At 41.9% G+C, this 15,164-nt stretch carries 11 protein-coding genes; 7 read left to right on the top strand and 4 right to left on the bottom strand.

Annotated features, from left to right (window positions below; genetic code table 11):
* Window positions 1-238 precede the first annotated feature (238 nt).
* From BM015_RS19060 to purN, 4 genes are all read right to left on the bottom strand, one after another.
* Complete coding sequence (locus BM015_RS19060) at window positions 239-1,324, bottom strand: hypothetical protein (protein ID WP_090662539.1); 1,086 nt, start codon at window positions 1,322-1,324, stop codon at window positions 239-241.
* Window positions 1,325-1,425: 101 nt separating this feature from the next.
* Window positions 1,426-3,246 carry a cytochrome-c peroxidase gene (locus BM015_RS19055; RefSeq protein WP_090662537.1) on the bottom strand — a complete coding sequence of 607 codons (1,821 nt, stop codon included), beginning with the start codon at window positions 3,244-3,246 and terminating at the stop codon, window positions 1,426-1,428.
* Window positions 3,246-4,619, bottom strand: coding sequence for an alkaline phosphatase family protein (locus BM015_RS19050; RefSeq protein WP_090662535.1), 1,374 nt, complete (start codon window positions 4,617-4,619; stop codon window positions 3,246-3,248). Before BM015_RS19050 ends, BM015_RS19055 begins: the two co-directional genes overlap by 1 nt.
* Window positions 4,620-4,648: 29 nt before the next feature.
* The gene (gene purN, locus BM015_RS19045) at window positions 4,649-5,248 is read right to left on the bottom strand and encodes a phosphoribosylglycinamide formyltransferase (RefSeq protein WP_090662533.1); all 600 of its coding nucleotides are present in this window, start codon (window positions 5,246-5,248) and stop codon (window positions 4,649-4,651) included.
* A gap of 154 nt (window positions 5,249-5,402) precedes the next feature.
* Here purN and BM015_RS19040 point away from each other — a divergent pair, with 154 nt between their 5' ends.
* The 7 genes from BM015_RS19040 (at window position 5,403) to BM015_RS19010 (ending at window position 15,142) form a co-directional block, all read left to right on the top strand.
* A complete protein-coding gene (locus tag BM015_RS19040) occupies window positions 5,403-6,659 on the top strand; it encodes a c-type cytochrome (protein ID WP_090662531.1) in 1,257 nt (418 codons plus the stop codon).
* Window positions 6,660-6,692: 33 nt separating this feature from the next.
* A complete protein-coding gene (locus tag BM015_RS19035; protein ID WP_090662529.1) occupies window positions 6,693-9,881 on the top strand; it encodes a TAT-variant-translocated molybdopterin oxidoreductase in 3,189 nt (1,062 codons plus the stop codon).
* Between the two features lie 144 nt (window positions 9,882-10,025).
* Complete coding sequence (gene nrfD, locus BM015_RS19030) at window positions 10,026-11,468, top strand: NrfD/PsrC family molybdoenzyme membrane anchor subunit (protein WP_090662553.1); 1,443 nt, start codon at window positions 10,026-10,028, stop codon at window positions 11,466-11,468.
* Window positions 11,469-11,504: 36 nt separating this feature from the next.
* Window positions 11,505-12,092: a DUF3341 domain-containing protein gene (locus BM015_RS19025; RefSeq protein WP_090662527.1), complete on the top strand. Its 588-nt coding sequence runs from the start codon at window positions 11,505-11,507 to the stop codon at window positions 12,090-12,092.
* 12 nt (window positions 12,093-12,104) lie between these two features.
* The gene (locus BM015_RS19020; protein WP_090662525.1) at window positions 12,105-12,764 is read left to right on the top strand and encodes a c-type cytochrome; all 660 of its coding nucleotides are present in this window, start codon (window positions 12,105-12,107) and stop codon (window positions 12,762-12,764) included.
* A gap of 34 nt (window positions 12,765-12,798) precedes the next feature.
* Window positions 12,799-14,031 carry a quinol:cytochrome C oxidoreductase gene (locus BM015_RS19015; protein ID WP_090662523.1) on the top strand — a complete coding sequence of 411 codons (1,233 nt, stop codon included), beginning with the start codon at window positions 12,799-12,801 and terminating at the stop codon, window positions 14,029-14,031.
* A gap of 31 nt (window positions 14,032-14,062) precedes the next feature.
* Window positions 14,063-15,142 (top strand): cytochrome c oxidase subunit II, encoded by a 1,080-nt coding sequence (locus BM015_RS19010; RefSeq protein ID WP_090662521.1) that lies wholly within the window; start codon window positions 14,063-14,065, stop codon window positions 15,140-15,142.
* Window positions 15,143-15,164 lie beyond the last annotated feature (22 nt).

Here is a 15,164-nt window from a genome sequence, read left to right as displayed (position 1 = left end):
CCACATTACCACATCCGGTTATAATACTAATAATAATATTCAATCAACTGATTTAAAATCTACTTTTGATTCGTACTGAAAATGGGAAGCCTACAGGATGATGTCGAAATAACAATCTAAGCTTATCCAGAACTCACATTAAATTACTAACGAGTGGGTTTGGGCTGAACAAATAAATGGAAATGCTAAACCAACGATTAAGGATTTATATTTCATAAAAAAATTAAGCAATTAAATATTACTGCCAGTTACTCACCCACACAAAATAAGGCCGGTAAGTGTCGGCATTTTTAATTAAGCCCTGTGCAGTTTGCGAATTAGAACAATAGCCAACAAGCAGGCGGCCATCGTTATCAATAAACTGCGGATGCGCCTTTGCATTGTAAGTCCACACATTAAAATTGCCAACCTTTTGCATAGTTGTATAAACAAGCCTTTTTCTTGTAAACGGACCAACCGGGCTGGCTGCATCCCAGAGATAAATATTTGGTCCCAGCAGGTTTTCCTGCGATAGAAGATATTGTTTGCCCTGGTATTCAAAGAAAGAAAACCCTTCAGATACGCCGCCCTGAACCCGCACACTTTTGCCGGCATTTTTTACCCATGCAGTACCATTCCAGTATTTAATATTAAAAGGGTTTGATTTTGGAAACCGCGCCACATGAATAAACTTATTGTATTTCGTGCTTTCGGCGCCATATAAATACACAAAGCCATCGCTGCTTTCATACGCATCACCGGCCCAGTTTACCAGCGTGTCTTTTGAAAAAGGTACAATTCGTTGTATGGATAAAGAAGGATAGTTTAAAACAGCCACATCCACGCCGGTTACTTTAAAATCGAAGGAGCCGGTGCCATAAGCATACACTTTATCAAGAAATACATACAGCTTTGTTTTTTTAGGGTTCATAACGGTATAAACCGGCCAGTAAAAGCTATCGCCTTTAGCTTCAAAAAAAGGCTTTGGATTTTGTTTTGTTCCGCCGTAATAGGTTTTAAAATTACCGCCATCGGCATCCATTGTTGTTACCTGGTTATGAATGAACCCCACAACAGGGCGGTGTCTGTCGGGATAAACTGTATCAAGAAAAGAATCTCCCCATAACCAGAGCGAACGGCCATCGGGGAGTTTGTAAGATATAGCGCCATCGCCGCCTGTCCATCCGTTACCATACCTTGTAAAAACACTATCCCAGTAAACAGCTTCAACCGAATTGGCAGCTTTTGCACCTGTTATAGCAGCGCTGGTTACGGCATTTGTTTTCATATCTTTTTTGCAGGAAAAAATTAATATGCTTAAAAGCAGCAAGGCAATATTTCTCATGTTTGGTTATTTAGAAGCGAATCAAATATAAGAAGCGAAAAGCAATATGTATGCTGATGAACAATGTAAAAAACATATCTGTTGGTTGCGCTGTAAAACCTTTACCTGCTGTCCAGCGATTTCATAAATGCAACAACCGCCTTTATTTCTGCAGGCGTAAGATTCAATTTTTCTGAGCTTAAGCTTTGATTGAGTACCTGCAAGCCTTCTCCTGCGCCACCGCCATTGTTATAAAACTCCATTACATCTTCCAGCGTTTCATAAATACCATTGTGCATATACGGCGCTGTTTGGGAAATGTTTCTTACAGAAGGTGTTTTAAAAGCATGGTCAAATTCCAGCAGGCGTGTGCTGTCGTAATAATTATAGTGCAGCAGCGTGGTGAATAATCCCCTGTCGGGATCAATTATTTTTCCCTTCGGCTTTGCCGGAACAGCAAGCACTTCGGCATCCTGCGTAATATATTTTGGCGGAAAAACGCCGCTGAATAATGGCATGTAATGGCAGGTGGCGCACTGTGCTTTACCCATGAATAAATTAAAACCTTGCACTTCTTCGCTGGTAAGTGCTGTGTCATTACCCTGCATGTATTCATCAAAGCGGCTGTTAAGTTTTACAAGGCTGCGTATGTACGCTGCCAGCGCTTCAATCACTGATGTTGAATCAATACTTTCCTTTTCAGGAAATGCATTACTAAATAGCGTTTCATATTTACCCGAAGCAATAATATTTTTTAGGGCCACATTAAGATTGCCATTCATTTCTTTTGGATCATGGATTACATCTGCCACCTGGCTTTCGAGCGTTTCTGCACGCTGGTCATAAAACTGCTGCGGCTGCAATGCTGCATTAATTAGCGAAGGTGTGTTTCTGTCGATGCTGCCAGTGCCTTTTATGGCAGCATGTTTTACCATGTTTTCTGCAAAAGCATTTTCCTGCTGGTGGCAGGAAGCGCAGCTTACTTTATTGTTTCCTGAAAAGGCTGTTTCTGTAAACAATATTTGTCCAAGCTTTATTTTGGCGGCTTTATTTTCCTGGTTAATGAATGGCGAATAAGCATCTGCATTAAAAGCATTGGAATCAAACAATGTAAAAACATCCTGGCGTAATAACCTGTTGTATTGATAACCTGTAAAATTTAGTTTTTTCCGTAACAGTTCAATACTTGTTGTTAACGGATTTGCATATTCACGAATAAATTCAGCGCGGTTAAAATCATTAAAACTTTTATTGGCCAATAAAAAAGCAACGCTTTTATGGAGCAGGCTTTGAATGCTATCGTTCGAAGAAGTATAATGCTTAAAAACTTTTTCCAAAGCTTCCAGGCTTACCGCGCATTCTTGCATGCTGTTGCGGCTAAGTGCATTGTCAAAGCCAGTGATACCAAGCGTTTCAATGCGGAACACTTCAAGTTTAGCCGCGTCAAAAATTTGCCAGGAAGCAATCGATATATTGGAAAAATACGCTTTAAGCAACTGCAGGTTTTCGAGTATGATTGCGGTTTGCTGCAACAATAATGGCGCCGCAACAGTATCCGGCATCGGGAATATATATTCTTCCATTACCTGCAGGCCCGAAGGCTGCATAATCGTTTGCCCCGCAAGCTCAGCTTCTGTTTTAGGCGCTCCGTTAATAAGCCGTGCTGTGGAATAAGTAAAGTATTCAGCCGCCCATTCTATCTTCTTATAATGTTTGCGTGCTTCAAGAAAATAAGGCTGCCAGTTTTGAGAAGGTCCGGAAAGAATTGCCGGCTGCAGCGTATCACTTATGTATTGGGAAAAAGCATCTATATCATGGCAAATTGTATTGGCAATTTCTTCTTCGGGCGTATGGTTTTTTGGCCCGAAAGATAATAATCCTTCACACATTGCTACTACAAGCGCCAATACGAAGATTACCCTTAAATATTTTTTGTTCAACATCAGTTTCCAAAGTCAAACGCGCCCTGCAGCGGGTTAGCATTTGCATCCCTGCTGTTTAATGGCTTCAGGCCCCAGCGTTTTTCAATAAAAGCTAAAATGCTTACCGTTTCATATTGCGTGTGGTCAACGTATCCTTTTTTGGCAAAAGGCGAAATGATAATTGCGGGAATGCGGCTGCCCGGCCCCCATTTATCAATTACAGGTGGCGCCACATGATCCCAGAAGCCGCCGTTTTCATCATAAGTTAATATAACAACAGCATCTTTGCCGTTAGGGCCATTCAGAACAGCGTTAATTAATTCCAAAGCATGTTTTTCTCCCCTGATAATATTAGAATATCCCGGATGCTCGTTATTCGCACCCAAAGGTTTTACAAAAGAAACGGCCGGTAATGTGCCGTCTTTGGCAGCCTGTAAAAATTCTTTTTCATCTTTAAGATGCTCCTTTTTAGCAGCCGTGCCATCAGCATATTTTGCGAAGTAAGCAAAAGGCTGATGGTGGTATTGAAATAAAGGGTCTGCCTTTCCTGCCATAGCATCGTCCCAGCCGCCGGAATACCATGCCCAGGAAATATTTTTATCAGAAAGCCGGTCGCCAATGGTGGGGTTGGTTTGATTGGGAATAAGATCGGCTTCCTTTACGCCGGCAGGATGCGGCTGGTTTACAGAAAAAGTAGTATTCACTGCATAGCCATCGGGCGTAAGCAGGCCATCTTTTTCCATTTTTCCATTGCTGTCCAGTGTAGCTTTTAAATGTTCCGGCGCATTGGGAAAATAAGGTGTTGCGGCGGCTATCAGCCATTGATGGTTGAGAAATGAGCTGCCGAAAGCGCTATGAAAAAGGTTGTCGCAAAGAGTATATTGTTTAGCAATTGGATATAAAGGCAATAATTCAGTTTTATAATAACCCATCGTAATGCCTGCAGTACTGTTGTAAGCTGCGAAATAATTCATTTTGCCGCCGTTAACCTGGGCGCGTTCCTGGTAATAACGATGTGTAACATCCGGTGTTTCTTTATCTGAAGGAACATATTGGTCTATATTAAAGAAACCGTTAGGTATATTGGTGGGAAACTCGCTTGACCGCGGAATGGCTGGCAGGTATTGATAAGGCTTGCCGTCGCGGTCTAACTGCGTTATAGATTCCGGGGAAGCATTAGCGTGGCCATTGGCGCCGGGAAATTCTCCATACAGGTTATCAAAGCTGTGGTTCTCCATATAAATCACTACAACGTGCTTTACTTTCTCCATGCCTTTTAAGCCCGGTAAATCTGCTGAAGTTGTTTGCACTCGGCGGGTGCTGCTGCAACCGGCAAAAATAAATATGGTAATGCCTGCAAGGATTCCTAAACCGAGGTTACGCCTGATATTCATATTATGACAAGTTTGCTTTTAAAATATTTTCAAGATCGGGTTTGATTTTTTTTCTCAATCAGTTGCTCAATCACTTTTGGAAAGTGTTCATACTCCAGTGCATGAATGCGTTTGGCAAGTGTTTCGGTGGTATCATTTTCATAAACCGGGCATGTGGTTTGAAAAATAATTTTCCCGTTATCGTAAAGCTCATCTACAAAATGAATAGTAATGCCGCTTTCTTTTTCTTTGGCTGATAAAACAGCTTCATGCACAAAACTGCCATACATGCCCTTGCCGCCAAATTTTGGAAGCAGCGCCGGATGAATATTAATAATCTTATCGCGGTAAGCATTAATGAGTGTTGAAGGTATCTTCCATAAAAAACCCGCCAGCACAATAAAATCTATACCGGCATTTTGCAATTCAGGCATATAGCCATCGCCGCGGAAAAATTTTTCTTTTTCTATTAATAGAGAGGGGACATTGTTGTCTGCCGCTATTTTTAAAACACCTGCTTTTGGGTTATTGCAAACTATTAAACCTATTGTTACTAAAGGCTTGTTGGAGAAATATTGAATGATGTTGGCTGCATTGGTTCCGGCGCCCGAAGCAAAAAGAGCTATCCTGATATTATTACCTGTATTCATTTATTGCGTGCAAGATAAATATTCAAAGCGCTTAACTTACATATTCGTTATGGTTAAAAAAAATTTTTAATCAGATGTGAATTGTCAGCATCCTGTCATATTTTTGCCGCTGTCGAAGAATTTCCCAACATCGCAACAACCAGATTTTTGTGACATGTTTAAACTAAGGCAATTAACTACGATAACTACTCCGAAGAAATATTTATTATTATTTGTAAGCTTTCTGTTTTCAGCATCCTTGTTTGCACAGGATGGCAAGGCTTTGTTTACGGCTAACTGTGCTTCGTGCCATTCCGTAACCAAAAAACTAACCGGGCCTGCACTGGCAGGAGTGGAAAGCCGGTGGCCAAGCAGGGAAAAGCTTCACGACTGGGTGCACAACAGTTCAAAGGTTATTCAAAGCGGCGATGAATATGCTGTAAACCTGTTCAACGAATACAACAAAACACAGATGACCGCTTTCCCGCAGTTGTCTGCACAAGATATTGATGCCATTCTTGATTATATAAAAGTTGAAGAAACTAAAGCTGCAGCAGCTACTGCAGCACCTGTAGGGGAAACTCAAACTGCTGCCGATAATGGAGACCAAACTTTATTATATGGCATTCTTACTTTAATACTTGCCATTGTTGCCTTTACCTTATTATATATAAATGCCAACCTTAAAAAGATGGCAGATGATAAAGAAGGTATCCCGGCAACGGAGCCTATTCCTTTCTGGAGAAATAAAGCTTACATAACTGTTTTCACACTTGTTCTTTTTCTTATTGGCGGATATCTTATTACAGATGGTGCTGTTGGCCTTGGCCGTCAGCAAAAGTATGAGCCCCATCAGCCAATATTCTTTTCTCATAAAGTGCATCCCGGAGTAAACCAGATAAACTGCCAGTATTGCCATATTGGTGTTTACCAGGGCAAGCAGGCAACTATTCCTACGGTGAATATTTGTATGAACTGCCACATGGCCATTAATGAATACAAAGGGGAGAAATTATTTAACGCAGAAGGAAAAGAAGTGGATGGTACAGCGGAAATACAGAAATTATATAAATATGCAGGTTTTGAGCCCGGCAAACCCTGGGATCCCAGCAAAGCCAAACCAATTGAATGGGTACGCATACACAACCTGCCCGATCATGTTTTCTTCAGCCATGCCCAGCACGTAAATGCAGGAAGGGTTCAGTGCCAAACCTGTCATGGTGAAGTTACCAGCTATAACGAAATGTTCCAGTTTGCTCCGTTAAGCATGGGCTGGTGTATAAACTGTCACCGCACCACAAAGGTTCAGTTTGAAAGCAATGGCTTTTACAGCATGTATGAAAAATATAAGGAAGACATCAAGAATCATAAAATGGACAGTGTAACTGTAAAAGATATTGGTGGTGCAGAATGTCAAAAATGTCACTATTAATTAAGGTAGTATAAGGATTACGAATATTATATTATGGAGAAAAAGTACTGGCAAAATTTTGGTGAACTGAATGATAGTGAAGCTTCAAAAAAAGCAGCGGATAATGAATTTCGTGAAGAATTGCCTTTTGAACTTTCCGATAAATTATTCAAGGCGCCTACTCAAAGAAGAGATTTCTTAAAATATCTCGGTTTTAGTACTACTGCGGCCATGATAGCTGCGAGTTGCGAAATGCCGGTTAGGAAGGCTATTCCTTTTGCCAATAAGCCGGAAGATATTGTGCCTGGCGTTGCCAATTATTATGCCACTACTTATGTGCAGGATGGGGAAGCTATCAGCGTTTTAGCTAAAGTAAGGGATGGCCGCCCGATAAAAATAGAAGGTAATTACCTGTCGCCATTAACAAACGGAGGTACTTCTGCAAAAGTGCAGGCTTCTGTTTTAAGTTTATATGACACGGCAAGGTTGAAATTCCCTACAATTGATGGCAAAGAGGTTACACTTGAATATATTGACCAGGCTGTTGGAACAGCTTTAACTGGTTTAGGTGGTGCACAGGTAGCGTTGCTTACAAGTACCATCAATTCTCCTTCAGGCCTGGAAGTGATAGGCCAGTTTCTGGCAAAATACCCGGGCAGCAGGCACGTGGTGTATGATGCTGATTCTTATACAGGTTTATTGCTGGCAAATGAGGCAAACTATGGTAAACGCGCCATACCATCTTACAATTTTGCCAAAGCAAAAGTGATTGTGAGCCTTGGCGCTGATTTTCTTGGTACCTGGCTAAGCCCTGACGAATTTGCTCCACAGTACGTGAAAGGAAGAAAGATTGATGAGAAGAACCCTGCAATGAGCAAACACTACCAGTTTGAATCTATTTTAAGCATAACAGGTTCCAATGCGGATGAGCGTTATACGCATAAGCCCTCTGAAACAGGCGCTATTGCTGTAGCCTTATTGAATGCTTTAACAGGTGAAGGCGCTGCCAATATCAGCGATGCTAAATTGAAAGCCGGCATTGCTAAGGCGGCGAAAGATTTAAGCGCCAACCGTGGCGCAGGCCTTGTGGTTTGCGGCAGTAACGATCCTAATATTCAGCAGGTGGTAAATGCCATCAACAATGCAATTGGTGCTGGCGGCAATACTATCGACTGGTCGTCTGTAAACAAGAGCAAAGCTGGCGTTGACTCAGATTTGGCAGGCCTTATAAATGATATGAATGCAGGAAGGGTAGGGGCTGTGGTTATTATTAGTTCAAACCCCGCTTATACCTGGGGCGATTCAAAAGCTTTTGCAAATGCTTTAAAGAAAGTAAAAGTTGCCGTTTCATTAAACCCTAAAAACGATGAAACCACGCAGCTTTGTAAATATGTAATCCCTGATCATCACTATCTTGAAAGCTGGGGTGATGCTGAACCTAAATCCGGTTTTGTATCATTAATGCAGCCAACAATCAATCCTTTATTTAAAACCCGCCAGTGGCAGGATACTTTATTGAAATGGGTTGGCGCTGCTTCAGACTATCATACTTATTTCAAGAATTACTGGCTTGGAAAATTAGGTAACGAAACTGCTTTTGATAAAGCGTTGCAGGCAGGTGTTGTTAATAATGCATCTGTCAATACTTCAATCGTATCGTCAATTGCTGATACTTTGGCCGCACCTGTAAGGGCGCTTACAGGCAATGCAGGAAGCTATAATGGCGGTGGCGTTACTGCGGCTATTGCTGCAATCGGCAATTTGCCAAAAGGCGGAGATGTTGAACTTGTTCTTTATAAGAAAGTGGGCATAGGTTGCGGAGAAGGTTCTGGCAACCCATGGCTGCAGGAATTGCCAGACCCTGTTACAAGGGCAACCTGGGATAATTATGTGATTATTTCCCCGGCAATGGCCAAGAGCCTGTTGGGCATCGATTTAAATAATAACGCACACGTTGATGCCTATGAGGTTCATCCGGCGAAGGATGTTGTAAAAGTTACGGCAAAAGGAAAAGACCCTGTATCGCTGCCAATATTAATTGTGCCTGGCGTTCATCCTAATACTGTTGGTATTGCAGTTGGATACGGGCGTACAGATAAATTAGGAAAGGTTGCTGAAGGCGTTGGTAAAGATGTTTTCTATCTTACCTCTTTCAATGGTACCAGCGTTAGTTTTGAAGTGCCTGGTGTAACCGTTGAAAAGACCGGCGATACCTATGATGTTGCCCAGATTCAGACCCATAATATTTATGATACTCCAATGGGTAACAGGACTGAAGTGGTAAAAGAACTTACCCTTGCAGCCTTTAAGAAAGACCCTGAAGAAATTTTAAATGACAGGGAATACGAAACCAGGCATTATGGTGGCTTAGAGTCGTATGAAAAGCAGGGGACGATTTATCCTTATTATGATAAACCGGGTATTCACTGGGGTATGAGCGTTGACCTGAACAGTTGTACTGGTTGCGGTGCCTGCGTGGTAGCCTGTCATATAGAAAATAATGTTCCCATTGTTGGCAAGAGTGAAGTAAAGCGCTTTCATGATATGCACTGGTTGCGCATTGACCGTTATTACAGTGGTGATATGGACAACCCGCAGGTGGTATTCCAGCCTTTAATGTGCCAGCATTGTGATAACGCGCCTTGCGAAAATGTGTGCCCGGTAAGCGCTACCAACCATAGCAGCGAAGGCATTAACCAAATGGCTTATAACCGTTGTATCGGTACAAAATATTGCGCTAATAACTGTCCTTACAAAGTGCGCAGGTTTAACTGGGCAGATTATAACGGCGGTGACAGCTTCCCTGATAATCAAAATTTCAGTGGCGTTGGTAAACTTGATCCTGCCGTGCATGTAATGAATGAAGATTTAACCAGGATGGTTTTAAATCCGGATGTTACGGTACGGTCACGCGGGGTTATGGAAAAATGTTCATTCTGCGTGCAGCGCTGCCAGGAAGGTAAACTGAATGCCAAAAGGGAAAGCAGGCCATTAAACAGTGGAGAAGTTACACTGGAAAATACGCCTGATGTTCAAACTGCCTGCCAGCAGGCTTGCGCTACAGGTGCTATCGTTTTTGGTAATGCAAACGATAAGAACAGTGCTGTTTCAAAAGTGCGTGAAAACAACAAATTAAGGTTGTTTCATTCTCTCGAACAGTTGCACGTATTGCCAAATGTAAATTACCTGGCAAAAGTGCGTAACAGGGAAGAAGAGGCAGTGAGCACTCATCACGAAGGTTAATTAATTGATGATAATTGTTGCAGCCGAAATTCTGCCCGGCTCAAACCGTTCAGACAGGGTTGCAACTCAATAAAAGCTTAATAAATTACAATAACCGGCTTTACAAAAGCCCGGTTGATAGCCAAAGGCAAAAACGAAAAAGGTATGTCATTATTAAGATACGAATCACAACTTAGAGAGCCGCTGGTTGACGGAAACAAGACCTACCACGATGTTACCGAAGACATTTGCCGTCCTATTGAAGGCAAACCGGGTAAACTGTGGTATATAGGATTTTACATTTCAGTTGCTTTACTGTTGTTTGGTATTTATAGTGTTTACCGCGAAGTGGTATATGGTATCGGCCAGTGGAATGTAAACCACACGGTAGGCTGGGGCTGGGATATTACCAACTTCGTTTGGTGGGTAGGGATTGGTCATGCCGGAACGCTTATCTCCGCTATCTTATTATTATTCAGGCAAACCTGGCGTAATGGTGTAAACAGGGCTGCGGAAGCGATGACGATATTTGCAGTAATGTGCGCCGGCCAGTTTCCTGTATGGCACATGGGCCGTGTATGGAACGCTTTCTTCGTATTTCCTTATCCAAACTCACGCGGGCCGCTTTGGCCAAACTTCGCCTCTCCTTTGATGTGGGACGTATTCGCTATCTCAACATATTTTACCGTATCACTTTTGTTCTGGTATTCAGGCCTGATCCCTGATTTCGGCACTATCCGCGACAGGGCAAAAACCAAGTTCCGCAAATTTGCCTATGGTATTGCATCGTTCGGCTGGTCTGGCTCCACCAAACACTGGCAGCGACTTGAATCTTTATCATTAGTGCTTGCCGGTCTTGCAACGCCGCTGGTGCTTTCAGTGCATACGATAGTATCTTTTGACTTTGCCACATCGGTTATACCAGGCTGGCATACAACCATTTTCCCGCCTTACTTCGTTGCGGGCGCCATCTTTTCTGGTTTTGCAATGGTGCAAACATTACTGCTGGTTACCAGGAAAGTGTTAGGCCTTCAGGGATATATTACACTCGGCCATATTGAGGCGATGAACAAAGTAATTGTATTAACGGGTTCAATAGTTGGCTGCGCTTATCTTACTGAATTGTTTATGGCATTTTACAGCCAGAACCAATATGAAAGTTATGCATTCTTCTACAGCAGGGCAAACTTCTTCAGTCCTTATGGCTGGGCCTATTGGGGCATGATGTTCTGTAACGTAGTATCGCCTCAGATATTCTGGTTTAGAAAGATGCGCAGGAATTTATGGGTAACCATGTTCTTAAGCATCGTGGTAAACATAGGTATGTGGTTTGAAAGGTTTGTAATTATTGTTACCTCACTGTTCCGCGACTACCTGCCGTCTTCATGGCCTTATTATTACAGCCCGAGTATTTGGGAAATAGGTTTCTATGTTGGAACATTCGGGCTCTTCTTTACCTGTTATTTCCTTTTCTCTAAATATTTCCCTGTAATAGCTATTGCGGAAGTGAAGCAGATATTAAAAGTTTCAGGTGAAAGCTATAAGGAGAAAATGGATAAGCTGGAAGAAGAACCTGTTGAAGAATTTGCGCACGCAGCAGCGCACTAACATTAGCATTTTAAAAGCCTTATTAAGTTATAAAGTATGGCAAAAAAGAAATTTGTAGTAGCCAGTTTTGATGATGAGAATGTTTTATTTCCTGCGGTAAAAAAAGTACGTCTTGCAGGATATAAGATCCATGATGTGTATACCCCGTATGCCGTGCATGGATTAGACAAAGCGCTGGGCCTGCGTGAAACAAGCCTGCATACTGCCGGTTTTATTTACGGTATTTCAGGAACTACCATTGCTTTGGGGGCTATGAGCTGGGTTTTTGTAAGCGACTGGCCTTTGAATATTGGCGGTAAACCACATTTCCCATTGCCGGCATTCATACCTATCACATTTGAAACCACTGTACTGCTTTCTGCAGTAGGCATGGTGCTCACTTTCTGTTATTTGTGCCAGTTGGGGCCTTTTGTAAAAAAGCATCATTTCAGTTCACGGGCCACCGACGATCATTTTGTAATGGTGATAGAATGTACTTCAAAAACCAATGTTGAAGATTTAAAGGCTTTCCTTTCCAATACCGGTGCATTTGATGTAAATGTGCAGGAAGCAGAAGCAAACTGGTGGTTAGGCACGTATGATAAAGAACAGGTACTAATAAAAGATGAACCGACTGTAGCTTAAATATTATTAAAGATGAAAATCCGATTGATTATATTTTGTTTGTCCGCAGGTTTCATAATAGCCGGTTGCAGCGATGTTCGCCGCGATCCGGGCCGTGTTTATGTTCCCGACATGGGGCCAAGCCGTGCGTACGAAACTTATGATGCGCTTGATTCCAATAAGTTTACACAGAATGTGGCTGAAGCAGGACGTAAAATATTTTATAATCATTTGCCGGTTGCAGGCACCGTTGCAAGGGGCGAAGATATGCCGTTCCCGCTGGCCATGGATGCCCCGGGCGACACAACTAATTACGTGGCTTCGAAGCAAATTGAAAGCCCCATAAAATCGCTTGATTCTGTTACGATGAAAGAAGCTGAACGTTTATATCTTATTAATTGTGGTATCTGCCACGGCGCCAAGCTTGATGGCGACGGTCCTCTGTATAAAGGAGGGAATGGCCCTTTTGCAGCAAAGCCGGCAACATTAGTTGGCGATGCGAAGTATGAAGAAATGCCTGCCGGCCAGATGTTTTATTCTGTAACGTATGGTAAAAACCTCATGGGTTCTTACGCATCTCAACTAACAAGGGTTCAGCGCTGGGAAGTAATCGCTTATATTAAATCGAAGCAGGCAAAGACCGGTGCTACCACCAGTAAGCCGGCAGCAGCGGACAGTTCAGCAGGTAAATAAAAAGTCAGATTCAGATATTGATAAATTAATTATAATGGCATCAATTAAAGAGCAATTTGAAGTTCCTTCCAAAATGAAAACCTGGTCGATGGCTTTAATAGTCATTGGTGTGATTTCCTTTATTCTTGGTCTTATAACGAAGGGCATGAGTGGTGACGAGCAGGAGAAGGCTACATTTATCGGGACATTAATGTATAACAGTATTTTCTGGATGCTGATTTGCAATGCGAGCATGTTTTTCATTTGCGCTACCACGCTTGCAATGGGCGGCTGGCATACTGTAATAAAAAGAATACCTGAAGCTATTTCTACCCTTGTTCCTGTTTTTGGTATTATCACCCTCGTAATTTTCATATATGTGGTATTAATAGACCGTACAGCCAGCATATACGAATGGCTTGATAAAGATGCTGTGGCAAAAGACCATCTTTTAAGCGGCAAGAGCGGTTTTTTAAATCCTGCCTTCTTTATGATATGGAGTATCCTTGCCATTGGTATATGGAGTATTTTAGGACACAGAATGCGCAAGCTTAGCAGCGAAGCTGATGAGAAGCCGATGGATATAAACACCGGTAAAAGTTACATCTGGAGAAATACGGTTACTGCTGGTTTGTTCATAGTATGGTTTGCGTTAACGATCGGGTCAACAGTGCCTTGGTTCTGGATGATGAGCCTTGATGCGCACTGGTACAGCACCATGTATAGCTGGTACACATTCGGGAGTTCTTTCGTAACAGGAATGAGCCTCATTGCCCTCTGGCTTATCTATCTTAAAAATAAAGGCTATTTAGGTTATGCAAATGAGAACCACCTGCATAACATTGGTATCTTCATATTTGCATTTTCCATTTTCTGGACTTATCTCTGGTTTGCCCAATATATGCTTATATGGTATGGAAACATTCCTGAAGAAACCGTTTATTTCAAACACCGTGTTCAGGGAGCTTACAAGGGTATCTTCTTTATGAATATCATTATCAACTTCGTTTGCCCGCTGCTTATTTTAATGAAGCGTTCGGTTAAAAGGAATTATACGCTGATGACATTCATGGCAGTATTGATTATCTTTGGACACTGGATAGATTTTTACCAGATGGTTATGGGCAGCGTTCGCGAAAATGAGGCCTCACTAAGCTGGCTGGATTTTGGAATTGCATCTTTGTTTATTGGGTTGATGATACATTTTACAAGCAGGGCGTTGGCGAAAAAGCCACTTGTTTCAGAATATCATCCTTTCTTAAAAGAAAGTATTGCTCACCACATATAGAATAAATTAAACAGAAAACAGAAGCAGCATCATGTCAATGTTTTTCACAATAGCGGTTATAGTTTTAGTGTTTTTGATCATATTTCAAATAGCTAAAGCAAGCGAGTATGTATCAGTTATTAAAGGCGAAGAAAAAGCCCGTGCAGATCAAAATAAGGTAAACGGCTTTTTGATGATTGCCTTTTTAATAGCAGGATTATTCGGTGTATATTTTTGTAATAAGGTTCTTTATCCGGACACGTTGCTCTCCCATGAGGCGGCAAGTGTTCAGGGCGAAAAAGTAGATTCAATGCTCTGGATTACTATAGTGATTACAGGCGTTGTATTTTTTATCACCCAGATACTATTGTTTTATTTCAGCTACAAATACCAGGAAAGCAAAAAGCGGAAGGCTTATTATTATCCGCATAATAACAAACTTGAAGTAATATGGACTGCAGTACCTGCCATAGCGCTTACAGCTTTAATTGTATTTGGCTTAAAAAACTGGTTTGCATTTACCGGCCCTGCCCCAAAAGAAGCTTTACAGGTTGAAATTACAGGCAAGCAATTCGGCTGGATATTCCGGTACCCGGGAATGGATCAGACATTTGGTAAAAAATATTATAAGCTCATTGACGATGCTAACAGTAATTCATTGGGCCAGGATTGGAAAGACAGCAAGAATTTCGATGATGTTGTAGTTTCCCAAACCATGTATTGTGTTGTAAACCGGCCGGTGAACCTGAGGATTTTTTCCCGCGATGTTATTCACGATGTGGGTTTGAGCGAATTCAGGTTGAAACAGGATGCAGTACCGGGCACTCCTACTTCTTTATGGTTTACGCCTAAGTTTACCACCAAGGAAATGAAAGAAAAATTAGGAAAACCCGATTTTCAATACGAAATTAGTTGCGACCAGATGTGTGGTAACGGCCATTATTCAATGAAAGGCGTAATTGAAGTAGTAACCCAGGAAGAGTATGATGTTTGGCTTGCACAGCAGAAGCCCAATTACTATACAGTCTTCCCTGATAAAGACCCTTCCAATCAAAAGCCCCAACTGGCCACTGATAGCACAAAGACCACAGCTTCAGTAAAAACTACTGATGTTGTGAAAACAAAAATGTAATTGTATCAATACCCAAAAGGTA

It is taken from the genome of Parafilimonas terrae, from assembly GCF_900115755.1.
GTDB lineage: Bacteria > Bacteroidota > Bacteroidia > Chitinophagales > Chitinophagaceae > Parafilimonas > Parafilimonas terrae.
The sequence above is the reverse complement of the archived record's forward strand: the minus strand, read 5'-3'. Positions and strand labels throughout refer to the sequence as shown.

What these genes read in the sequence shown, in the direction of transcription:
- BM015_RS19015 (WP_090662523.1), top strand. Translation starts at nt 12,799, where the DNA reads ATGGCATCAATTAAAGAGCAATTTGAAGTTCCTTCCAAAATGAAAACC.
- BM015_RS19025 (WP_090662527.1), top strand. Translation starts at nt 11,505, where the DNA reads ATGGCAAAAAAGAAATTTGTAGTAGCCAGTTTTGATGATGAGAATGTT.
- purN (WP_090662533.1), bottom strand. Translation starts at nt 5,248, where the DNA reads ATGAATACAGGTAATAATATCAGGATAGCTCTTTTTGCTTCGGGCGCC.
- BM015_RS19040 (WP_090662531.1), top strand. Translation starts at nt 5,403, where the DNA reads ATGTTTAAACTAAGGCAATTAACTACGATAACTACTCCGAAGAAATAT.
- BM015_RS19020 (WP_090662525.1), top strand. Translation starts at nt 12,105, where the DNA reads ATGAAAATCCGATTGATTATATTTTGTTTGTCCGCAGGTTTCATAATA.
- BM015_RS19055 (WP_090662537.1), bottom strand. Translation starts at nt 3,246, where the DNA reads ATGTTGAACAAAAAATATTTAAGGGTAATCTTCGTATTGGCGCTTGTA.
- BM015_RS19035 (WP_090662529.1), top strand. Translation starts at nt 6,693, where the DNA reads ATGGAGAAAAAGTACTGGCAAAATTTTGGTGAACTGAATGATAGTGAA.
- BM015_RS19010 (WP_090662521.1), top strand. Translation starts at nt 14,063, where the DNA reads ATGTCAATGTTTTTCACAATAGCGGTTATAGTTTTAGTGTTTTTGATC.
- BM015_RS19050 (WP_090662535.1), bottom strand. Translation starts at nt 4,619, where the DNA reads ATGAATATCAGGCGTAACCTCGGTTTAGGAATCCTTGCAGGCATTACC.
- BM015_RS19060 (WP_090662539.1), bottom strand. Translation starts at nt 1,324, where the DNA reads ATGAGAAATATTGCCTTGCTGCTTTTAAGCATATTAATTTTTTCCTGC.
- nrfD (WP_090662553.1), top strand. Translation starts at nt 10,026, where the DNA reads ATGTCATTATTAAGATACGAATCACAACTTAGAGAGCCGCTGGTTGAC.